General features: G+C 61.9%; 25 protein-coding genes and 1 tRNA gene. 10 read left to right on the top strand and 16 right to left on the bottom strand.

The window, feature by feature from the left end:
• Positions 1 to 127: 127 nt before the first annotated feature.
• From G9X64_RS15785 to G9X64_RS15775, 3 genes are read right to left on the bottom strand one after another with little or no spacing between them, the layout of a single operon-like run.
• Positions 128 to 526 carry a Fur family transcriptional regulator gene (locus G9X64_RS15785; protein ID WP_011652680.1) on the bottom strand — a complete coding sequence of 133 codons (399 nt, stop codon included), beginning with the start codon at positions 524 to 526 and terminating at the stop codon, positions 128 to 130.
• Entirely contained in the window at positions 523 to 1338 is an 816-nt protein-coding gene (gene znuB / locus G9X64_RS15780; protein ID WP_171376904.1) for a zinc ABC transporter permease subunit ZnuB, read from the bottom strand. Before znuB ends, G9X64_RS15785 begins: the two co-directional genes overlap by 4 nt.
• A complete protein-coding gene (locus G9X64_RS15775) occupies positions 1331 to 2266 on the bottom strand; it encodes an ATP-binding cassette domain-containing protein (protein WP_168312902.1) in 936 nt (311 codons plus the stop codon). Before G9X64_RS15775 ends, znuB begins: the two co-directional genes overlap by 8 nt.
• 204 nt (positions 2267 to 2470) lie before the next feature.
• On the opposite strand from G9X64_RS15775, the gene znuA reads away from it, so the two are divergent.
• From znuA to G9X64_RS36575, 3 genes are all read left to right on the top strand, one after another.
• Positions 2471 to 3439 (top strand): zinc ABC transporter substrate-binding protein ZnuA, encoded by a 969-nt coding sequence (gene znuA / locus G9X64_RS15770; RefSeq protein WP_376766401.1) that lies wholly within the window; start codon positions 2471 to 2473, stop codon positions 3437 to 3439.
• Between the two features lie 115 nt (positions 3440 to 3554).
• Entirely contained in the window at positions 3555 to 4760 is a 1206-nt protein-coding gene (gene zigA / locus G9X64_RS15765; RefSeq protein WP_168312904.1) for a zinc metallochaperone GTPase ZigA, read from the top strand.
• Positions 4757 to 4936: a hypothetical protein gene (locus G9X64_RS36575; RefSeq protein ID WP_168312905.1), complete on the top strand. Its 180-nt coding sequence runs from the start codon at positions 4757 to 4759 to the stop codon at positions 4934 to 4936. The genes zigA and G9X64_RS36575 overlap by 4 nt, the downstream gene beginning before the upstream one ends.
• Positions 4937 to 5050: 114 nt before the next feature.
• Here the strand turns inward: G9X64_RS36575 and G9X64_RS15760 are convergent, their stop codons facing one another.
• Both G9X64_RS15760 and G9X64_RS37290 read right to left on the bottom strand, forming a co-directional pair.
• A complete protein-coding gene (locus G9X64_RS15760; protein ID WP_168312906.1) occupies positions 5051 to 5377 on the bottom strand; it encodes an RcnB family protein in 327 nt (108 codons plus the stop codon).
• A gap of 148 nt (positions 5378 to 5525) precedes the next feature.
• Positions 5526 to 5723 (bottom strand): excisionase, encoded by a 198-nt coding sequence (locus G9X64_RS37290; RefSeq protein WP_205919961.1) that lies wholly within the window; start codon positions 5721 to 5723, stop codon positions 5526 to 5528.
• 183 nt (positions 5724 to 5906) lie between these two features.
• On the opposite strand from G9X64_RS37290, the gene G9X64_RS15750 reads away from it, so the two are divergent.
• Together G9X64_RS15750 and G9X64_RS15745 are read left to right on the top strand one after the other, a co-directional pair.
• Positions 5907 to 6290, top strand: coding sequence for a VOC family protein (locus tag G9X64_RS15750; protein ID WP_171376902.1), 384 nt, complete (start codon positions 5907 to 5909; stop codon positions 6288 to 6290).
• 221 nt (positions 6291 to 6511) lie between these two features.
• On the top strand, positions 6512 to 7843 hold the full coding sequence (locus G9X64_RS15745) for a hemolysin family protein (RefSeq protein WP_168312909.1): 1332 nt from the start codon (positions 6512 to 6514) through the stop codon (positions 7841 to 7843).
• Here the strand turns inward: G9X64_RS15745 and chrA are convergent.
• Positions 7840 to 9261, bottom strand: a complete 1422-nt coding sequence (chrA, locus tag G9X64_RS15740; protein ID WP_171376901.1) for a chromate efflux transporter — start codon at positions 9259 to 9261, stop codon at positions 7840 to 7842. The genes G9X64_RS15745 and chrA overlap by 4 nt on opposite strands.
• 1 nt (position 9262) lies before the next feature.
• Entirely contained in the window at positions 9263 to 10078 is an 816-nt protein-coding gene (locus G9X64_RS15735) for a chromate resistance protein ChrB domain-containing protein (RefSeq protein ID WP_171376900.1), read from the bottom strand.
• A gap of 357 nt (positions 10079 to 10435) precedes the next feature.
• On the opposite strand from G9X64_RS15735, the gene G9X64_RS15730 reads away from it, so the two are divergent.
• Entirely contained in the window at positions 10436 to 10744 is a 309-nt protein-coding gene (locus G9X64_RS15730; protein ID WP_003541169.1) for a hypothetical protein, read from the top strand.
• 220 nt (positions 10745 to 10964) lie between these two features.
• Here G9X64_RS15730 and G9X64_RS15725 read toward each other — a convergent pair whose 3' ends face one another.
• From G9X64_RS15725 to G9X64_RS15700, 6 genes are all read right to left on the bottom strand, one after another.
• Positions 10965 to 11267, bottom strand: coding sequence for a hypothetical protein (locus tag G9X64_RS15725; protein WP_171376899.1), 303 nt, complete (start codon positions 11265 to 11267; stop codon positions 10965 to 10967).
• 371 nt (positions 11268 to 11638) lie between these two features.
• Positions 11639 to 11935: a hypothetical protein gene (locus G9X64_RS15720; RefSeq protein ID WP_171376898.1), complete on the bottom strand. Its 297-nt coding sequence runs from the start codon at positions 11933 to 11935 to the stop codon at positions 11639 to 11641.
• A gap of 155 nt (positions 11936 to 12090) precedes the next feature.
• Positions 12091 to 12166, bottom strand: a tRNA-Lys gene (locus G9X64_RS15715).
• Between the two features lie 204 nt (positions 12167 to 12370).
• Positions 12371 to 13282: a PhzF family protein gene (locus G9X64_RS15710; protein WP_168312914.1), complete on the bottom strand. Its 912-nt coding sequence runs from the start codon at positions 13280 to 13282 to the stop codon at positions 12371 to 12373.
• Positions 13283 to 13447: 165 nt separating this feature from the next.
• Complete coding sequence (locus tag G9X64_RS15705; RefSeq protein ID WP_168312915.1) at positions 13448 to 14221, bottom strand: NUDIX hydrolase; 774 nt, start codon at positions 14219 to 14221, stop codon at positions 13448 to 13450.
• An 8-nt stretch (positions 14222 to 14229) separates the two neighbouring features.
• Positions 14230 to 15339, bottom strand: a complete 1110-nt coding sequence (locus G9X64_RS15700; protein WP_168312916.1) for an endonuclease/exonuclease/phosphatase family protein — start codon at positions 15337 to 15339, stop codon at positions 14230 to 14232.
• Between the two features lie 214 nt (positions 15340 to 15553).
• Here G9X64_RS15700 and G9X64_RS15695 point away from each other — a divergent pair, with 214 nt between their 5' ends.
• From G9X64_RS15695 to G9X64_RS15690, 3 genes are read left to right on the top strand one after another with little or no spacing between them, the layout of a single operon-like run.
• Complete coding sequence (locus G9X64_RS15695) at positions 15554 to 15892, top strand: DUF4189 domain-containing protein (RefSeq protein WP_312864052.1); 339 nt, start codon at positions 15554 to 15556, stop codon at positions 15890 to 15892.
• Positions 15832 to 15966, top strand: coding sequence for a hypothetical protein (locus G9X64_RS37015; protein ID WP_280526517.1), 135 nt, complete (start codon positions 15832 to 15834; stop codon positions 15964 to 15966). Before G9X64_RS15695 ends, G9X64_RS37015 begins: the two co-directional genes overlap by 61 nt.
• Before the next feature lie 47 nt (positions 15967 to 16013).
• Complete coding sequence (locus tag G9X64_RS15690; RefSeq protein ID WP_017988887.1) at positions 16014 to 16235, top strand: hypothetical protein; 222 nt, start codon at positions 16014 to 16016, stop codon at positions 16233 to 16235.
• A gap of 32 nt (positions 16236 to 16267) precedes the next feature.
• Here the strand turns inward: G9X64_RS15690 and G9X64_RS15685 are convergent, their stop codons facing one another.
• The 3 genes from G9X64_RS15685 to G9X64_RS15675 are packed head-to-tail and all read right to left on the bottom strand — an operon-like array spanning position 16268 to position 19954.
• A complete protein-coding gene (locus G9X64_RS15685; RefSeq protein WP_171376897.1) occupies positions 16268 to 17287 on the bottom strand; it encodes an ABC transporter ATP-binding protein in 1020 nt (339 codons plus the stop codon).
• Entirely contained in the window at positions 17275 to 18969 is a 1695-nt protein-coding gene (locus tag G9X64_RS15680; protein WP_171376896.1) for an ABC transporter permease, read from the bottom strand. The genes G9X64_RS15685 and G9X64_RS15680 overlap by 13 nt, the downstream gene beginning before the upstream one ends.
• 7 nt (positions 18970 to 18976) lie before the next feature.
• Entirely contained in the window at positions 18977 to 19954 is a 978-nt protein-coding gene (locus G9X64_RS15675; RefSeq protein WP_168313633.1) for an ABC transporter substrate-binding protein, read from the bottom strand.
• A gap of 231 nt (positions 19955 to 20185) precedes the next feature.
• Here G9X64_RS15675 and G9X64_RS15670 point away from each other — a divergent pair, with 231 nt between their 5' ends.
• Positions 20186 to 21244, top strand: coding sequence for an aldo/keto reductase (locus G9X64_RS15670; protein ID WP_168313634.1), 1059 nt, complete (start codon positions 20186 to 20188; stop codon positions 21242 to 21244).
• Positions 21245 to 21350: the final 106 nt, after the last annotated feature.

Below are 21350 nucleotides of genomic sequence, written 5' to 3'. Positions count from 1 at the left end.
GAATGCGCTATCATAAGAACGGAAGAAGGCGAAGAAAGGCAGAACAACCAAATCGGCCCCCGCGACTTTGATGACGACGAGCCTTTCGGTGAGCGCGAGGCGATCGCGTAGCGAACGCAAACGAAGCTTACGCCGCGCAGGCCTCGCACAATCCGCGGATCTCGATCGTCGTCTTTTCAGGCTTGAACTTCTGCCCGCGCACCCACTCCATCAATCGGTGGTCGACCTCGTGGTCGTGGAACTCCGTCACCTGGCCGCAGCTTTCGCAGATGGCGAAGGCGACGATGCCGTGGCTGTGGCAATCGTCGCCCGGATGGGCGCAGGCGACGAAGGAGTTGATGCTTTCGAGCCGGTGCACCACGCCATATTCGAGCAGCTTCTCCAGCGCCCGGTAGACCTGCAGCGGCGCGCGAAAACCGTGGTCGCGCAGCTTGTCGAGGATGGTGTAGGCGCTGAGCGGCCCTTCGGCCTTTTCAAGCACGTCGAAGACCAGCGACTGGTTCTTGGTCAATTGCGGTGTCGTCATGAGCCTTTTCCTTGCATGACCGCGCGGTGGCGCCTGACGGGAAGCAGGCTGAGAATGAAGAGGATCAGCGCTGCCACGACGATCGAGGGGCCGGAGGGCGTGTCGTAGGTGAGCGAGCCGAACAGCCCGCCGACGACGGCCGCCGCCCCGATCAGCGAGGCGAGCACCGCCATGATCTCCGGCGTCGGCGAGAAGCGCCGCGCCGCAGCCGCCGGAATGATCAGCAGCGAGGTGATCAGCATGATGCCGACGATCTTCATGGCAATGGCAATGACGACGGCCATCAGCAGCATGAAGAACAGCCGCGCCCGCTCGGGCCTCAGCCCCTCGGCCTCGGCGAGCTCGGCATTGACGGTCGCAGCCAAGAGCGGCCGCCAGAGCCAGGCCATTGCCACGAGCACGAACAGCCCGCCGCCCCAGATCAGCGCGATGTCGGTGGTGGAAACGGCAAGGATATCGCCGAACAGGAAGGCGATGAGGTCGATCCGCACCCAGCTCATGAAGGCGACCATGACGAGGCCGATCGCCAATGTCGCATGCGAGAGGATGCCGAGGAGCGCATCGGCAGACAGCGCCTGGCGCTTCTGCAGGAAGAGCAGCAGCACCGACACAAGGGCGGCGACGGCAAAGACGGCCAATGTCAGGTTGAGTTCGAAGAGCAGCGACAGTGCGACGCCCAGCAGCGCCGAATGAGCGATTGTATCGCCGAAATAAGCCATGCGCCGCCAGATGATGAAGCAGCCGAGCGGCCCCGTCGTCACCGCCAGGCCGACGCCGGCAAGGATGGCACGCACGAAGAAATCGTCAAACATGGCGCTCTCCTGCTGCATGCGCGTGCGGATGGGCATGGTCGGTATGATCGTGACCATGTTCATGACCGGCATGCCCATGCTCATGTGCGTGCGCATGGCTGCCGTCATGCGCGTGATGGCCGTCGTCGGGGTGGCAATGATCGGTCACCGTGCCGTCAGCATGTTGCACCCGACCGTCCGGCAGATGCGTATGATCGTGGTGATGGCTGTAGACGGCCAGCGTCTGCGCCGCCCGGCTGCCGAACAGGCGCACATATTCCGGGCTGCGGCTGACGGATTCAGGCGTGCCGCGGCAGCAGACATGTCCGTTGAGGCAGATGACGGTGTCGGTCTCGGCCATGACGACATGCAGGTCGTGCGAGATCAGCAGGATGCCGCAGCCCGTCGCATTGCGGATCGACTTGATGAGGTCGTAGAGGGCGATCTCGCCGGAGAAATCGACCCCCTGCACCGGCTCGTCGAGCACTAGCAGATCCGGCTTGCGGGCAATGGCGCGAGCCATCAGCGCCCGCTGGAATTCGCCACCGGAAAGATGCTGCACTTCGGCATCGAGCATGTGAGCGATGCCAGCGGATTCGAGCGCCGAGAGCATGTCGCGCTCCGGCAGCGGTCCGGTCAGCGTCATCAGCCGGCGCACCGAAAGCGGCAGGGTCCAGTCGATCGTAAGCTTCTGCGGGACATAGCCGACCTTGAGGCCGGCCCTGCGCTCCACCCTGCCCTCGTCGGGCTTCAACACACCGATCGCCGCCTTGGCGCTGGTCGATTTGCCCGAGCCGTTCGGCCCGATCAGCGTGACGATCTCGCCGCGCGAGACGGAAAAATCGACACCCCGCACCAGCCAGCGGCCGTTGCGCAGAATGCCGACATCTTCAAGCGAAACCAGCGGTTCGGCCCTGATACCAGCGGGGGTCTTTGCGGGAGAGAGCATCAAATTTTCCGAAAGTGCTGTTGCGTCCTGCTATTGCACACGTTATAGCATAACGCAATTGATGTAATAACATAACGACTGCAATTCAAGCGGAGCATATTGATGAAACGCGCCTTGGGGCCTGCCCTCAAAATCTTGGCCCTCAGAATGCCGGCCCTCGCAATCCCGGTCCTGGCGATCCCCACCCTGCTCTTTTCCGGCACCATGCAGGCAGCCGGTGCGCCCGTCGTCGTCACCTCGATCAAGCCGATCCATTCGCTGGTTTCGGCGATCATGCAGGGTGTCGGCGAACCTGAATTGATCGTCGATGGCGCCGCCTCCCCGCATACTTACAGCATGAAGCCATCGAACGCGCGTGCCCTGCAGGAGGCGAAGGTCGTCTTCTGGGTCGGCCCGAACCTGGAGGCTTTCCTGGAAAAGCCGCTCGAGGCGCTAGGCTCGAACGCCAGCGTCGTCGAGCTCGACAAGGCGCCTGATCTGACCAAGCTGCCCTTCCGCGAAGGCGGCGCCTTCGAGTCGCATGACGACGCCGACCACGACAGCGCCTCCGCCGATGATCACGATCATGATCATGATCACGATGCCACCAAACCCGGACATGATGGCGGCCACGCCCATCATGATGATCATGAAGAACATGACCACGGGCACGGCGCCTTCGACACGCACCTCTGGCTCGATCCGATGAATGCGAAGGCGATGGCCGCGGTAATCACCACGACGCTGGTCGCCGCCGATCCCGCCAATGCCTTGACCTACCAGGCCAATGCCAAGGCGCTTGATGATAGACTGACGGCGCTGGACAAGGAGATTGCCGCCACCGTCGCCCCCGTCAAGGACAAGCCCTTCGTTGTCTTCCATGACGCCTACCAATATTTCGAGCACCGCTACGGCATCCGCGTCGCCGGCTCGATCACCGTCAGTCCGGAAACTATTCCCGGCGCCGAGCGCGTCTCTGAAATCCACCGCAAGGTCGGCGAACTCGGCGCAACCTGCGTCTTTGCCGAACCGCAGTTCGAGCCGCGCCTCGTCAAGGTCGTCACCGAAGGCACGAAAGCCAAGTCAGGCGTGCTCGATCCGGAAGCGGCGACGCTGAAGGCCGGCCCCGATCTCTACTTCACCCTCATGCGCGGCATCGCCGGCAGCATGAAGGCTTGCCTCTCCGGCGCATGATTGCCGCGCGGTCTCGCGGAGAGAGCTGAGGCGGAAAGAGGCGGATGACCCCGTTCCGCCTTTTTTTTCGGCACACCAAATGTAATGATATAACATATATATCAATGAGGTTCCCATGGACAACAGGCTTCCGGTCACGGTGCTTTCAGGCTTTCTCGGCGCCGGCAAGACGACGCTGCTCAACCACGTCCTCGCCAATCGCGAGGGCCTCCGCGTCGCCGTTATCGTCAACGACATGAGCGAGGTGAATATCGATGCCGCGCTGGTGCGGGATGGCGGCGCCAATCTCTCGCGCACCGAGGAACAGCTGGTCGAGATGACCAATGGCTGCATCTGCTGCACGCTGCGTGACGACCTGTTGAAGGAGGTCCGCCAGCTCGCCGATCAGCGCCGCTTCGATTACCTCTTGATCGAATCGACCGGCATCGCCGAGCCCCTGCCCGTCGCCACCACCTTCGAATTTCGCGACGAGAATGGCCAAAGCCTTTCCGACGTCGCCAGGCTCGACACCATGGTGACCGTCGTCGACGCCGCCAATTTGCTTGCCGATTACGCCTCGGCCGATTTCCTCGCCGACCGCGGAGAAACGGCCGGCGACGGCGACAACAGAACAATCGTCGACCTGCTGGTCGAGCAGATCGAATTCGCCGACGTCGTGGTGCTGAACAAGATCGGCACGGCAACCAAGGAAGAGCGCGACGCCGCGTGCAAGATCGTCACCGGCCTCAACCCGGATGCGAAGCTGATCGAGGCGGATTTCGGCAAGGTCGCCCTGAAAGACGTGCTCGGCACCGGCCGCTTCGATATCGACAAGGCCGAGACCCATCCGCTCTGGTACAAGGAATTGCACGGTTTCCGCGATCACGTGCCGGAGACCGAGGAATATGGCATTCGCTCCTTCGTCTATCGCGAGAAGCGGCCCTTCCATCCGGCAAAGCTGCAGACCTTCCTCGATCGGACATGGCCAGGCGTGGTGCGCACCAAAGGCTTCTTCTGGCTGGCGACGCGCCCGCACTATGTCGGCGAGATCAGCCAGGCGGGCGCAATCGTGCGCACCGGCAAGATGGGCCTCTGGTGGGCGGCAGTGCCGCGCGAACAATGGCCTGAGGAACCGGCCTTCATACGCGCCATCGGCCCCTATCTCGACCCCGTCTGGGGCGACCGCCGCCAGGAAATCGTCTTCATCGGTGCCGATCCCATGGACGAAGCCTGGATCAGGAAGGAACTCGACGCCTGTCTTATCAGGACAGACGCCTTCGCGCCCGAGCACTGGCGCGACCTGCCCGATCCTTTCGCCAGTTGGAACAGGCAGGCGGCATGAAGGCGCAGGCAATCAAACGCACTCTCTGCGTCTGTACCGAATGCGAACCGCTGCCGCCAATCGAAGGGCTTCATCCACTTACGCACGAGGAGGGTACCGACGCTGAAGTCGGAAGACCAAGAGGTTTTCTCGACATCATTGCTGAACGGGTCATTCCGTCCCGCAGGCAACCCTGAAGCGGGTCATCGCCGCCGTCAGCTGAAGAAGAGGAGGATGGGCGCGAAACTGCTACACGCCCTCCCAGAATCAAAAAGGCGGCCGAAGCCGCCCTTTCCTGATCTAACGACCGATCAGCGACCGGCAATAACGCTGGAGATGATGCCGCTGGTGACGCCGATCAGCAGGTAATCGTTATCGGCCCGCACCCAGCGATAACCGCGGGGCGGAGGCGCCAGCCGGTAGCGGCGGTAGTCGTTGACATTGGAGAACCGGCGACGCTCGCCGGCATTGACGCGGTATCCCCTCTTCCAATGCGACCGGACGACCGTCTTTTTGACGACCACCTTCTTCTGCACGACGATCGGCGGACGGCGATGATCGTCGGCGCTGGCCTGGGAAACAACCATCGGGGACAGAAGGAAGGAGGCGGAAAGAAGAGCTGCAAAAATCTTTTTCATGTGGGGTCCTCATGTTGGGCACGTGACCAAACTAGGGCCGAAAAGATGAACCGAAACTGAAATAAAAATTAAACTTTTGTAATGAAATCCGATAGCTACGGGTCGAAGTTTATATTTTAGATTAAACTTATACACGATGGCGAATATTCTATCGCCACAGATGGGGCATCGGCGCGGCCGGCCAGTTCGTCCTTGGAAGCCCTTGGCAGCACATCGGGGCGGGATTGAAGAAAAGATAGTTGCGGGCATCCGAGGATGAGGCTGGGACGGCGCGCCCTTCCTGTGCCCATCGCCTGGAAGACGCCGCCGTGGAGGGTTGCTGCTGATGGCGGCCGGCGGGCGGCATGCCCTCCATTCGATATCATATCTATCGCCCAGAGGTGCTCGCGATTTGGCATAACGAGATGCATAAACTTGAAACGGGCGCATAATCGAATTCGAAGCGACGCATTTTAGGAACAGGAGAATTCTGCATGTCCCGCGAGGGGACGATCAGATCAAGACAACGAAGACCACAATGGAGGAAAACATGCCCGGTATCAGCATGCGTTACATCGTCCACGACGTCGACGCCGCAGTGGAATTCTACACGAGACATCTCAGCTTCTCGGTCGCGCTTCGTCCCGCCCCTAGCTTCGCCATCCTGACCAGGGACGGTTTTCGCCTGCTGGTCAGCGGCATGACGGGACCTGGCGGAGCGTCTCAAACAATGCCAGATGGGCGAAAGCCGGAGCCCGGCGGTTGGAATCGCATCCAGATCGAAGTCGCCGACTTGGAAGCGGAGGTCGCAGCGCTGCGTCAGGCCGGCGCGCGTTTCCGCAACGAGATCGTGCAAGGCATGGGTGGCAAGCAAATCCTGCTCGATGATCCGGCCGGAAACCCGATCGAGCTCTTCGAGGCGCCCAAGCGATGAATGGCGCGACGCCAGTTACGTCATTCGCCATACCTATTTGCGCTCCACATCAACACGCATGACCCTGATCATGCGGTTCGCGACACAACTTGCGCTCCGCATCCGCACACCGGCGCTTGTCGATCATAGCGAGCTCCTGCCGCGAGAATATCAGCAGCGCCTTGCCACCGGTGTGCGAGCGTGTAGTTTCGGATTCCCATCAATTCGAAGGCAGGGAAAACATGTCCGATTCCGCCGGCGGGCTCTCCGACTATGTTGGGATACTAGCCGTGTTTCTTCTCGTCGCCGCCAATGGCTTCTTCGTTGCCGCCGAATTCGCCCTGGTGTCGGTCAGGCGTAGCCGCGTCGCCGAACTCGCTGCGGCAGGCCGCATGAACGCCTCGGCACTTCAGCGCGCCGTCGACAATCTCGACTCCAACCTTGCAGCCACGCAGCTCGGCATCACCATCTCGTCGCTCGCGCTCGGCTGGGTTGGAGAACCGGCGCTTGCACACCTGATCGAGCCGCTGCTGTCCTGGTTGCCCGGGCAATGGGCGACGGCGGGCGCGCATACTGTTGCCGTCGTCATCGCCTTCGTCATCATTACAGCACTTCATATCGTGCTCGGCGAGCTCGCGCCGAAGAGCCTGGCGCTTCAGCGCAGCGAGGCCACTTCGCTTGCCGTGGTGCGCCCGCTCGGTCTGTTCCTGGTGCTGTTCAAGCCGGCGATCTTTGTCCTGAACGGCATGGGCAACATGGTGCTGCGGGGCGTCGGCCTTCGCGCCGGAACCGGCGAATCGTCGTTCCATTCGCCGCAGGAGCTCAAGCTGCTGGTCGCCGAGAGCCAGGAGGCCGGCCTTCTCAACCAGGTGCAGCAGCAGCTCGTCGAGCGGGTGTTCAATATCGGCGACAGGCCGATCTCCGACATCATGACCCCGCGTCTCGACATCGAATGGTTCGACGCCGACGACAGCGAGGCCGAAATCCTGAAGACCATCCGCGAATGCAGCCACGAACAATTGCTGGTCGCCCGGGGCTCGATCGATGAGCCGATCGGCATGGTGTTGAAGAAAGACCTTCTCGACCAGGTTCTTGACGGCGGCAAGGTCCGGCCGATGGAGGTGATCAAGCAGCCGTTGGTGCTGCATGAGGGCACCTCGGTCGTCCGCGTGCTCGACAGTTTCAAGGCCTCACCCGTTCGCCTCGCCATCGTCATCGACGAATATGGTAGCCTCGAAGGCATCGTCACCCAGACCGACCTGCTCGAAGCCATCGCCGGCGACCTGCCGGGATCCAACGAAGAGCCCGATATCGTCGTCAGGGAAGACGGTTCGCTCCTGATCGATGCGATGATGCCGGCCTTCGACGCCTTCGAACGGCTGGGCCTGCGCGATCGTCCGGATGCCGATTTCCATACGCTGGCGGGCTTCGCGCTGCATCAACTCCAGCACATCCCCGAAGCCGGCGAAACCTTCGTCTTCGACAACTGGCGCTTCGAAGTGCTCGACATGGACGGCATGCGTATCGACAAGATGCTCGCGACGCGCATTTCCACCGATGGGGCGGAGGCCTAATTCACCGCCAGCGTCCAGAGCATTCCCGCGGCTGCGCAGGCTAGCAGCGTCGCGATCACGGAAGCCTTGAAGCGGAAGATCGCTATCGCCGCGGCGGCAGACAGCGCCATTGCCGCCGGCACGGCCGATCGCAGCACCGGAATATCGAGCCGCAACCCGCCAAGGTGAACGGTCGCAACCTCTGCAAACAGCGTGTGCAGGGCAAACCAGATAGCGAGGTTGAGGATAACCCCGACCACCGCCGCTGTTATGGCCGACATCGCGCCGGCGAGCGCGATGTTGCCGCGCAGTTTTTCGATGAACGGCGCGCCGAGGAAGATCCAGAGAAAACAGGGCACAAAGGTGACCCACGTCGTGAGCATCGCCGCCAACGTGCCGGCTAGCATGGGATCCAGCGATCCGGGATCGCGGTAGGCGCCCATAAAGCCGACGAACTGCACGACCATGATCAGCGGTCCCGGCGTCGTCTCGGCCATGCCGAGACCATCTAGCATCTCGCCGGGTTTCAGCCAGCCGAAATGCTGCACGGCCTCCTGTGCGACATAGGCAAGCACGGCATAGGCCCCGCCGAAGGTCACGACGGCCATCTTACTGAAGAACAGGCCAATTTCGGCAAAGACGCTGTCCGGCCCGACGAATGCGTAGAGCCCGGCGACCGGGACGAGCCAGAGGGCAAGCAACACGCTCGACATGCGCAACGACCAGGCGAGGTTTGGACGAGCATGCGCCGGTATGTCCTCGCCCAGCGCTGAATCGGCATCCGACAACACCGCCCCGCTGCCCGCCTTGTGTCCGCCACCAGTCCTGAAGGCGGCGATCCCGGCCCGGCCGCCGAAAAAACCTATAATGCTGGCAGCGAGCACAATCAGCGGGAACGGCACATGAAGAAAGAAGATGGCGACAAAGGCCGCGGCCGCAATCGTTACCATGACCTTATTCCTCAAGGCCCGCCCGCCGATGCGGATGACAGCCTGCACGACGACGGCAAGCACTGCCGCCTTCAGCCCGAAGAACAGGCCGGCGACGATGGCGACGTTGCCAAAGGCGGCATAAATGTAGCTGAGACCGAGAATCGACAGAAATCCCGGCAGCACGAACAGAATGCCGGCAACGAGACCACCCACAGTCCGGTGCATCAACCAGCCGATATAGATGGCGAGTTGTTGTGCCTCGGGGCCGGGAAGCAGCATGCAATAGTTCAGCGCGTGCAGGAAACGATGCTCGCCGATCCATCGCTTCTCGTCGACGATGATTCGGTGCATGACGGCAATCTGGCCAGCCGGGCCGCCGAAGCTCAGGGCAGCGATCCGCAGCCAGATCCGGAAAGCCTCGCCAAACGAGACGCCGTGATGATGTTCCTTGCCTGTGTCTTTTTCCACCATCTCGCCGGCGGACGCATTTCCTGTCATCTCGACCATCTCATGCCCTCTTCTTTGGAGCGGGCCAGTTGTGGGTTTCCTCGGTTGCGTCGCGACACCAGCGGAAGAAAGCGTCGTAGAGAAGCATCCCCGCCTCGAGTTGCTCCAGATCGTCGGAGTACATTCTGGAGAGGCCTAGCGACGCCGCAAGCAGGCCCGCCGCCTCGGCGGCAAGATCGAGCCTTGCGGTATCCGCCGCCCTGACGATCCGCGCCAGGCGCAGAAGCGGTTCAGACGCTAGCCCGAGCTCTTCGATCATGACGTCGAAAGTGCATAATTCGCCGCGATGGCTCCAGAACACGTCTTCGATATCGAAGGGCACCGCCGCGAAGCGCTCGCCGACTGCCAAAACCTCGGGCGCCGGCACGAACAGGAATACGGCGTTCGGATCGACGAAGCGCCGGATCAGCCAGGGACAGGCGATGCGGTCGATCTTCGGCCGCGCCCGCGTCACCCAGACGGTGCGTCCCTCCGCGTCGCGGCGCGGCAGCTTCTCCTCGGGCACAACCAGTCCACCTGTGACCCAGGCTTCGAAGCCGCCTTCGAGGCTCTCGGCGTCGATCCCGGCATGGCGCAGGTAGGCGGCAACGCCATGGCTGAGCTTGCTGCCCTTCTGGCAGACCACGACGACGGCACCGGCATTGACGCTGCCCGCCCAGGACCCGACCTCGGCATGGCCCCGCCGGATCGAGCCCGGCACCAGGCGCGGATCGAGCGCGAAGTCCTCCTCGGTGCGAACGTCGATAATGCAAGGCGCACCGGGGGTTCCGATAAGGCGATTGAGCTTGTCGGGAGAAATTTCGAGAAATGACGGCATGACGCGTCCCTCCGTTGATCGGTTTTACTGGACGCGATTCTTCAGCATGACGCCTCGTGGGGTGATCGCGACCCCATGCAGAAATCATTCGCAAACAGACCCCGTGGTGTCAAGCGCATTGCGCCATGGCGGCTTACCGTCCGCACCGGCGGCCTGTCAGCCGGCAGGTCTACCACAGGGTCTCAGCCGGTCGCCCCCAAGCAGATGAGGGGTGAGCGGCAAAGCCGCGAATGCACGGAGCGCCAGTAAAGCGAGAATGACGAGTAGGAAAAGCCAATCAGCACAAGTGCTTCGGCCCAGAACGGAACAAAATGCCCACTTCGGCATTCTTCTGTCACCGAAAGAGGAGAAAGTACCATGACGTACGACCCCAATAATGCCAACGACCCGAACCGCCCGCTGAACCCAAATCTGGATCTGCGCACCACGCCGAGCGCGCGCAGCAGTAATACTTGGGTTGTCTGGGTCGCTGCATTGGCCGTGATCGCTGTCGCTGCATTCGCCTATTCGCAGTGGAGCACCCCCGGCACATCCCCGGACACGACAGCCTCCACAACCCAATCAGAGCCGGCGCCGGCCAAGCCGATCGCTCCGACCGACAACAGCGCAACGCCCGCACCGGCACCAGCACCGGCCACTCCGCCGGCTGCCCCCGCCCAGCAGTAACCGCTGTTTGGCCAGAGGAAGCCGGCCCAGTGCCGGCTTCCTCTCTGCTGCGAGCTCTTGAAGATTTTTAAGTAAACCCTATTTTAGGGATACTAGAATCTGTCTCTGACGGCTGACCACGGATGTACTGGCAGCCGTTATCGAGACCGATCGAGGAAGGTCGGTGCGAGCTTCGCCCGGCCTTTTTCTTGACCCTATTGGCAACGCTTAGAACGGGATATTATTTGGGGATCCTGTTATAGAAGGACTGCGGATCGTACACGCACTCGTAGTCGAGGAGGCAGAGCTTGCCATTGGCATCCTTTACTCTTGCGGTGTCGTACTTGTCGCCGAGATTGCACCTCGCCGGCGGATAACGGAAGCTGCGGCCGCCAAAGCCCATGCGGACAAAAACCGCCTTGTCCTTGCGGATGATCTGCGCAAGCTCTTCGCAACTGTGATCCCTGGCATTGACCTCCGCTGCCTTGACGGCAAGAGCGACGGACGGAAACAACAGTGCGACGGCCAGAACAACGCTTTTCATGGAAACTCCTGAATGTGAGAGAGCGAAGGTAGGGCATCGCACCACGTGCCACCAGTGCGGGAACCGTCCGAATTATCGGCTAAGCACAGCCATGCCCTTATGTCTCCGGCACACTCGACAGCGCAGCGCGTCGAAGCGGACATTATCGAGTGAGCGACCAACAGAGCCGGCTCTCTGAGGCAGCGAAGTCCAGGTGGACGGGACGTTCCTTCGCTACTGCTCCTGCGAGGGCATCGCTACATCCCGATCCATTAAGATGTTTGGCCTACGATGCCGGCCATGAAACCGACGTTTGGACGCAGACACCTTGCATTGCCCGGTTGGCGCCGCCTGAAGTTGATCGACGCCGCCCCTTCTCTAGACGGAAGCGTCTAGGGAAAATTATAGGGCGAGGCAGGGTCGAAGACGCAGGTATAATCAAGGATGCACTGTTTTCCACCTGCATCGCGCAAACTGGTGGTGCTGCGCTTATCGCCCATGCTGCATTGGGCGGGCGGATAACGGAAACTGCGGCCGCCGAAACCGACGCGGACAAAGACCTTTTTGTTCTGGCGGATGATCTGCGTAAGCTCGCTGCAGCTATGCTCGCTCGCTTTGACGTTCATGACGCCTGCGGCAAAGGCAGGCAACGGCAGAGACAATGCGACGGCAAAAATAACGCTTCTCATAGACCCCTCCCCGATACGCGAAAGGGAGATAGGGCGCACGACCGAAGTGGCCAGTCCTGCGCACGGCGCCAACCATGCCGCTCGCTTCGAGAACAGTTTCCGGCAGGCCGGAAAATCCGGCCTGAGTTCGAATATATCAATCTTTTCAAGAAATTTGGTGGGTGATGTAGGGCTCGAACCTACGACCCGCTGATTAAGAGTCAGCTGCTCTACCAACTGAGCTAATCACCCGTTCGCGCTTGGCTGCGCGGTGTGACGGGGCGTATAAACAGGATCGGCAGGCTTGTCCAGCGCATCGGCGAAATTTCTTTGGTTAATCGCGAAGATTTTTCGGCATGGCTGAAATGCAGCGCATAACCCCGAAAGTCGGAATCGATTTTCGGAAAGGATTATGCGCGGATTCAACGTGATAGAGCGTCCTTGGCGCTGATCAAATCAAAGGTCGAGCGTTCCGCTGGCCAGCCGCACTGCCTGGCCGCCGATCCGCGCGTTGGAGATCGCCCCGCTGTCGACATCGATATGCAGGTGGATGAAGGACGGCCGGCCCATCTCGACCCCCTGCTCGATCATGATCGGATGATGCCCGTCCGTCAGCCGGTCGAAATGGTGGATTGCGCCGGAGAGTGCGGCTGCCGCCGAACCGGTAGCCGGATCTTCGACGATACCCATGCCGCTTGCGAACATGCGCGCATGGAACTTCGCCACGTGGTTGACGCCGCCGCGGCAATAGACATAAGCCGAGGCAAGCGCGCCATCGACGAAGGGCACGATCTTTTCCCAGAGTTGCGGATCGAATTCCACCCGCTGCGTGGCTCCGACATCGTGCACCGGAATGAGCAGGAAGGGAACGCCGGCGCTCCAGATCGACGGGACGTGATTTTCGAAGCCGATCTCGGTCACCTTCAGCGATAGCGCATCGGCGATGCCGAGCTTGTCGAGCGGCATGATGGCCGGCTGCGATTTGCGCGGCAGGTCGAATTCGGCAAAGCTCGCCTCCCCCTCTCTCAGCCGCACCGCGCAACGCACCGGCCCGACATTTTCCTCGAGCACCGAGACAAGATCGCGCGTCGCAGCACCATGCGCCCGTTCGGCCAGCGCCACCGCCGTGCCAACCGTCGGATGGCCTGCAAAGGGCAGCTCGCGCCCCGGCGTGAATATCCTCAGCCGCGCCGCATAGGCGGGATTGGTCGAAGGCTGCACGAAGACCGTCTCGGAGAGATTGATCTCCCGGGTGATCGCCTGCATCGCCTCGTCGCTGAGATCGTCTCCGTCGAAGATCACCGCCAGCGGATTGCCCGCAAGCTTTCGATCGGTGAACACGTCATAGACGCTGTAGCTTCGCGCCACATCGGCCTCCTTGAATCGTCATCGCGCCGCCAACCTGCCCGACCATGCGAGCGAGTGCAAGGCGCTAAAACGCGTCACGTCAACCGGATTCACACGACGCGCTTGCGATCTTTACGTGATGCGTGTCGTTATTCCGAAACGCTACATGGCTTTGGGCGGCATACATCAACTCCGCTCGGCCTTACCGAAATACCAGTCGATCACAGGCAACATGGCGATGTTATAGGAATGGGCGGAGGGATCGGCCGAGCGGATCGCCACCGCGCCCGCGATCTCCTGGTCCTCGGCGACGAGCATATGCCGCTCAATCCGCTCGATCATCTCGTCCGCCGTCATGTCGAAGCGGAAAAGCCGCAGCAGCGTCACCGTGCGCTTGTTATGGGTGGCGAACAGCCCCTCACCCGCGACGGATTCGGCAAGATCGAGCCCGGTCTCCTCATGGACCTCGCGGCGCATGTTCGCCTCGATGTCGCAACGCCCGTCGACGATATCCTCCGGCTCCAGCGAGCCGGCGGCGAAATAGACCTGGCCGGGATTGGCCGTATGGGCGCCCATGCGGATCGCCACTAGTGCGCCGTCGGAAGTCTCGAGCACCGGATAGGCGAAGATGTGAATGCCGCCCTGGCGCTGCGGCTGCCGACGCCACCACATGAAGGCGGAAAAGGGTATGACATGACCCTCCCCGGTAATCCCGTCTTCACCGAGCGATACCAACCGCTGGAACACCATGCGCCCGTCGAACAGCGCCGGATTGGCAGCAGTCTCCCTGACCCAGTTCTCCCGGATCGCCGCTTCTTCGGCGGCGACGAAGGGATGGGGACCGGGCAGGATGCGCAGATCGACGCCGGTGATCGGGAAGACGGTGGCCTCAGGGGGCCAGCCGGCGAAATCATCGGAAAAATCGCTGTTCGGAAAATTCATGTTCAAATTGGTTTTCATGTTCGCTCTCATGGGAGATCCAGTGTCATGACGACGGGGCAGTGATCGGACGCCTTCGGCCTGTCCCAGCCGGTGCGCGGATAACGCTCCACCTCCTGCCCCGGCGGGAAGATGGTGCGGTAGGGCTGGCCGCTGCGGATGATTTCGGGCAGGCGGCCGGCATTATGGGCGGCAAGTGCTGGCGAAAGCCAGAGATAGTCGAGTTGGCAAAGCCACTGCTCCTGCGGCCCGCGCGCGTGATAGAGCGTCCAGCGGTCGAGGGGTTCGCGGCGGCGCACGACATTTTCGGCAAAGCCGTCGCTACTGAAAAGGTCGAGCGCGCTTTCGGTCTCGTTCTGATGTTCGAAGCGATAACCGGTGCCCCGGCGGCCGATGACATCGACACGCTCCTGATAATCGTTCATGTCTCCGCAGATGGCGAAGCTCTTCGTACCGGCTTGCTCCGCACCGAAGCGATCCTCGATGATGCGGCGCACGGCGCGCGCCTCGGCGCGGCGGATCGGCATCGTCGATTGCCGCCCGTCCAGCCCGTCGCGCGGATTGCCCATCGACTTGAAATGCACGACGTAGAGCGAAAACGGCCGGCCGCCGATCAGAAGGTCGAGCTCCAGGCAGTCGCGCTTGAAGATCTTGTCGTCGATGCGGTTGGTGAGCGCCAGCTCCTCATTGAACAGATCGAGATCGCGATAGGTCGTCATCGCATGGCTTCTGATATCCCTGAGCTCGATCTTCTGGCCGTCGCGCGTTTCCTCGCGCATCAGCACGGCAACATCAATGCCGCGGCTGTCATTGCCCTCGACCAGGTATTTCTGCCGGTAGCCGTTTCCGACCATGCGGAAGAGATAGCCGTATTCGAAGGCCTGAAGGGCAGCCATGTTGTCGATTTCCTGCAGGCAGAGGATATCGGCGTCAGCGTCGGCGATCGCAAGGGCCGACATCTGCCGCGTGTCGTCGGTCGCGGCAATCACCCGCGCCTGCTCGAGCTGCTGATAGACCCCCTCGCTCGACACCTCGAAAAGCTTGATGACGCGGTCCTGGCGCAGCTGGTTTCGGAAACCGGTGAAATCGAAACGGGTGAGAAGATTTTCGACATTGAAGGTGGCGAGGCGAAGCGACATGGGAAGGATCCGGTTGCGGCCAGTACCTTATCCGTCAATAGCCGCGGGAAAAGATGGCAGGGCCAAGAAATATGCGGATAATCACTCCTCTTGGAGCCCCAGGGGCGATTGCTTGTGACTTGGGCCGCAGCCATTCCGCCGTAAGCCTCGGACAGTTCTCCGTACAGGACAATCGTCGTTCCGGCGCGGGGCATTTCATGAAGCGGGTTCTTGCATCGTTTGCGGTTCTGACGTCCCTCGCCGGCCTGGCCCTTGCCGACACCTATGGCGCCATTGCTTATTCGCCGTCGACCCGCGCCATCGGCTGGTCCTATGCTTATGCGGCAACGCCGAAACCGTTGCCCGGCGCAATTGCGACAGCAGCGCCAACGATTGTCGCATCACAATCTGGTTCCGAAACGGTTGCGGCGCGGTGGCCGTCGGCCATCGCAGCGGCTGGGGCTCCGGCTGGGGTAATGATGGCCGCGAGGCCCAGCGCCAGGCGATCCGCAGTTGCAGAAAGCAAACCGGCAGCTGCCGCGTCATCCGCTGGCAATGTTCGGAGAACGAATAAGCCCGGCTGGGTTGCCGCAAAACCATCGCACCATTAATCCCAAGACGGTGGCGGTGATCGCTGAAGTCATGTAGCCTCTGATTTCATTGTGTATTCTAGGTGCGCAGGAGCCTCAAGAGTCATGACCCTCGAAGAGAAAGAGATACTGAAAGCGCTGGCGTGGATGTGTGAACAATACATAAGCGAAGGCAACGGCTATCTGAATCATAAGGCGATGTATGCCGGCGAACTGGCGGTCGAGGTTCTCGCCGCTTACGGGCTGGTTGAGCCAGCTCCCCTAGGTGGCCGCTGGACGAATAAGGGAATGCTTCTTCTCGACGATTCATCGGGCTTCAGCTTTTGAATGTCACCGTACGAGTCTAGCGACGCCCTCTATCAAAGCCGCCAGCCGGCGCGGATGACGACGCGCACCGTCTCGCCAGACACGACAGCCACGCGGCTGAAGGCGCGCAGCGTCTGGCCGTTGCCGAGCGTCAGTTTCACAGCATAACGCTCGCCCTCGAAGAGCGCGGATTCGACGATTGCCCGAGCCCCCTCGCCGCCGATGACCACATCCTCCGGCCGCACCAGAATATCGGCGCCATCGGTATTGGCGGCATGAAGCGCATCCTGCAGCTCGTCCCACTCCAGTTGGCGTTCGCCGCCCATGACCGGCAGCGTGAGAATGGCCCCTCGACCGATCAAGCCGCCGACGATGCGCCCTTCCGGCCGTGCGTAGATCTCGGCGGGCGCCGCCACTTGCAGCAGCCGCCCTTCCGACATGACGGCGACGTCGGTGGCCAGCGCCATTGCTTCGCTCTGGTCGTGGGTGACGTAGATCATCGTTGCACCCGAGCGCTGGTGGAACTCGCGGAAAGTCTCTTCCATCTCCTGTTTCAGGTGCCGGTCGAGATTGGCAAGCGGCTCGTCGAGTAGAACGACGTCGGGCGATGTCACCAGGCAGCGGGCAAGCGCCACGCGCTGACGCTGGCCGCCGGAGAGATCGGCCGGGCGCCGTTCAGCATAGTCGGCGAGCCGGACGGTGCCGAGCGCGTCGCGCACCTTCGCCCAGTAGGTTTCGCCTAATATGCCGCGCACCTTGAGGGGATAACCGACATTGTCGGCGACGCTCATATGTGGCCAGAGCGCATAGGACTGGAAGACCATCGCCATGTTGCGCTTTTCCGGCGGCAGCGACTGCGCGGAGTCGGCAAGCAGCCACTCGCCGAGACGGATCGAGCCGTCGGTGGGCGTCTCGAAACCGGCGATCATGCGCAGCACCGTCGTCTTGCCGCAGCCGGAAGGTCCGAGTAGCGCCAGGAAGCCGCCCTCGCGCACGTCGAGCGAAAAACCGCTAACGGCGGCGCGCCCGGTGCCGAAATCCTTGCCGAGCTGGTTGAGGATCAGCCTCGCCATGGGACCACTCCTTTCGGCAGTCGTTTCGCCAGAAGTTCGAGCAGCAGCATCAGCACGACCACCATGAGGACGACGAGCACCGAGAGCGCCGAAGCAAGGTCCGAGCTGCCGCTGTCGTCGAGATTGTAGATGGCGACACCGAGCGTCTGGGTGCCCGCCGACCAGAGCAGCGCCGAGATCGTCAGCTCGTTGCAGGCAATCAGGAAGACCAGGATGACCGAGGCGCCGGCGGCCGGTGCGACCAGCGGCACGATGATATCGGCAAGCCGGCGGAAGAAGCCGGCGCCGGAAAGCCGCGCCGCCTCTTCCAGCGCCGGATCGAGCTGGTGGAAGGCGCTGACCACGGGCTTCAAGCTGACGGCGAAGAACGAGGAGAAATAGGCGATCAGGATGATCCAGATCGTGCCGTAGAGCGAGACGTGCAGGAACGGGATCGGTGCTGCGAACACCAGGATGAAGCAAACCGCCATGACGATGCCGGGCAGCGAATAGGGTATCTCGATCAGGCTGGAGACGATGCGGGAAGCCGCATCCTTGCGCCGCGTCAGCGTGTAGGCTGCGAGCACCGTTATAACGAGGAGGCAAAGCGCAGTCGCGCCGGCGAGCGACAGCGAATTGATAAAGGCGGTGCGCGTCACCGCCTGCCGGAACAGGATCTCCTCAAAGGCATGCAGCGACATCGTCTTGAAAGTGAGCGGCACGCCATAGGCCGGCACCAGCGCGCCGGCGACCAGCGCGAAGAAGGGTGCTGCCAGCATGAAGAACAGGATCACCCAGACGAGCGGCGTAAAAACCAGGCGCCAGGCGCCGAGCTCGAAGGCCGCACTCGCGCCCGACAGCCCGATAACGCGGTAGTCGCGGCCGCGCAGCGCCCGGTCTTGGATCATCAACCCGACGACCGAGATGATGGCGATGATCGCCGAGAGCACGGCGACATCGCCGAAGGTGCGGCTGGTGAAAGCGGAAAACTTGGTGAAGATCAGCGTCGGCAGCGTGAAGATCGAGGCCGGAATGCCGAGAATGGCCGGAATGCCGAAATTGCCGGTGCAGGAGACGAAGGAGATCGCCGCACCCGCGATGATGCCGGGCAGCGACAGCGGCAGGATGATATCGCGGAATACCCGCAAGCTGGAGGCGCCGGAAAGCCGTGCAGCCTCGACGCCGTCGCGCGGCAGCGTCATCAGCCCGGCCCGAAGCGCCAGGTAGACCAGCGGCGCATGCTGCACGCCATAAAGCAGCGCGATGCCGCCCACCGAATAGAGCGGCTGCGGCGAGCCGAGTGGCGGGGCGACGGATAGCGCCTTCAGCAGCGGGCTGGAGGGGCCTGACATCTGCACCCAGGCAAGCGCCGTCACCTGCGGCGGGATCATCATCGGCAGCACGAAGAAAAAGCTGAGTGGCCCTTTGGCGCGGATATCGGTCAGCGTCAGCAGGAAGGTGAAGAGGCAGCCGACGGCGAGCGAGATGATCGTGCCGAGAATGGCCGTGACGATCGTATAATAGGTCGCCGACCACAGCGACGTCTCGCTCAAAACCGTCATCACGCCGCCATCGGCGAAGGCCGCTATTCCGACCATGGCGAGGCGGGCGAGCGGCAGCACGCTGAGGATCAGGACGACGATGACGACAAAAGGAAACAGCCAGGCGGGCTGGCTGTTTCCGGTTTTGATGTATCCGTGCATGAAAGGATCAGTTCGAGCCGTAGATGCCCGAGAAGGCCTTGAGATCCTGGTCGGTATTCTTCAATGCTTCGGCCGCCTTGATCGGCAGGACCTTGATGGTGTCGCGCGCCGGAAAGCCTTCCGGCAGCTTCATGCCGTTGCGGGCCGGGATGTAGCCGAGTTTCAGGAAGCCTTCCTGGCCCTTTTCGGAGAGCACGTAATCGACGAACTTCTTGGCGGCATCGGCATTTTTGGTGCTGGCGAGGATGCCGACCGGCTCGGTGACGGCCGAAACGCCTTCGCTGGGGAAGACGAATTCGACGGGAGCGCCCTTGGCCTTCTCGCGGATCGGCAGGTAATCGACAACCATGCCATAAGCCTTTTCGCCCGAGGCGACGGACTTCAGCACGGCGCCGTTGCCGCCGGCAGCAATCGCGCCATTTTCCGCAAGCGACTTGTAAAAGTCCCAACCGAGTCCGGGAACGGCGGCAAGCGTCTGGGCGTGGATGAGGGCCGCACCCGAGGCAAGCGGGCTCGGCATGGTGACGAGGCCCTTGGCTTCCGGCTTGGCCAGGTCCTTCCAGCTCGCAGGTTTCATCGCAGCCGAGGTATTGTACATGATGCCGGTGGTGATCAGTTTGGTCGAGTAGTAGTAGCCGTCGGCGTCATAAAGGGCGGCGTCGTATTGGGCAGCTTCCGGCGACTTGTAGGCCAAGAGCTTGCCGTCTTGCTTGAGGCGCTCCAGCGTCACCACGTCGGCGATGAGGAGAATGTCGGCAACCGGGTTGCCGGCCTGGATCTCGGCCTGGAGTTTCGCCATGATCTTCGGCGTGCCGTCGCGTACCCAGTCGACCTTGATATCGGGATTGGCGGCCATGAAGCCATCGACCGTCGCCTGCGCGTCCTCGTTCGGCTGGCTGGTGTAGAGAACGAGGTTTGCGGCCGTAGCCGGAATGGCAAAGAGGCTCGCGGCGACAAGTGCTGCGGCAGAAACGATCGTTTTCATGGGAAGGATCCTCGATTTCGATACCCCTCCCTTATTAGGGGTCGTTGACAGAGATGTGACAGCGCGCCGCAGCCCACCCCAACCTCGCTGGCGTCGTCTTCAACTCTGTGAAAAAGCCGATCATCTGGTATCCTCGCGCGCAAGCGATCTCACACAGGCGTGAACACCCGCCGATTTGCCATCGCCTGGCTATGCGCTACGTCAATCACGTTTCAATAAGGAGGAATTTCAATGGAATATCGTCTGCTCGGCCGTTCCGGCCTGAAGATTTCGACACTGACCATGGGCACGATGACCTTCGGCGGCGTCGGTTGGGCGAAGATGGTCGGCGATCTCGGCATCTCCGAGGCGAAAAAGATGATCGATATGTGCATCGATGCCGGCATCAACCTGATCGACACCGCCAATGCCTATTCCGACGGCGAATGCGAAAACATCATCGGCGATGTGCTCTCCGGCAAGCGGCCGCAAGGCGTGTTGCTCGCCACCAAGGCCCGCTTCAGCATGGGCGACGGCCCGAACGACCAGGGTCTGTCGCGCTACCACCTCATCCGCGAATGCGAGGCGAGCCTCAAGCGCCTGAAGACCGATGTCATCGACCTCTACCAGGTGCATGAATGGGACGGCCAGACGCCGCTGGAAGAGACGATGGAAGCCCTCGACACCCTCATCAGGCAGGGCAAGGTGCGTTACGTCGGCTGCTCGAATTATTCCGGCTGGCACATCATGAAGGCGCTTGGCATCGCCAACGAGCACAGGTACCAGCGCTTCGTCAGTCAGCAGATCCACTATACGCTGGAAGCCCGCGACGCCGAATATGAACTGCTGCCGATCTCGATCGACCAGGGCCTCGGCGTGCTGGTCTGGAGCCCGCTGGCCGGCGGTCTACTCTCCGGCAAACATCGCCGCAACCAGGCAGCGCCCGAAGGTACGCGCCAGTTCGCCGGCTGGACCGAACCGCCGATCCGCGACGAGAACCGCCTCTGGAATATCGTCGAGACGCTGGTCGCGATCGGTGAGGAGCGCGGCGTTTCCGCCGCTCAAGTTGCGCTCGCCTGGCTGATCGGCCGCAAGGCGGTGACCTCGGTCATCATCGGCGGCCGCACCGAAGCCCAGTTCCGCGACAACATCGCCGCCGCCGAGCTGAAACTCACGGGCGAGGAGCGCAAGCGCCTCGACGCGGTCAGCCTGCCGCCGGTAATCTACCCCTATTGGCACCAGCTGAACACGGTTAGCGACAGGCTTGGTGAAGCCGATCTCGAACTTTTCGGACCGCATCTGGATCGATAGGCGATAGCGATCAAGCATTGCACGGCGAGAGACAAAGCATGTCGCGCAAAGTGTGCAGCGGTTGTCTAATCGCATTGCCTTGGTCAAGGTTATTTTGGCATTGGCA

This window comes from Rhizobium sophorae, assembly GCF_013087515.1.
GTDB lineage: Bacteria > Pseudomonadota > Alphaproteobacteria > Rhizobiales > Rhizobiaceae > Rhizobium > Rhizobium sophorae.
The sequence above is the reverse complement of the archived record's forward strand: the minus strand, read 5'-3'. Positions and strand labels throughout refer to the sequence as shown.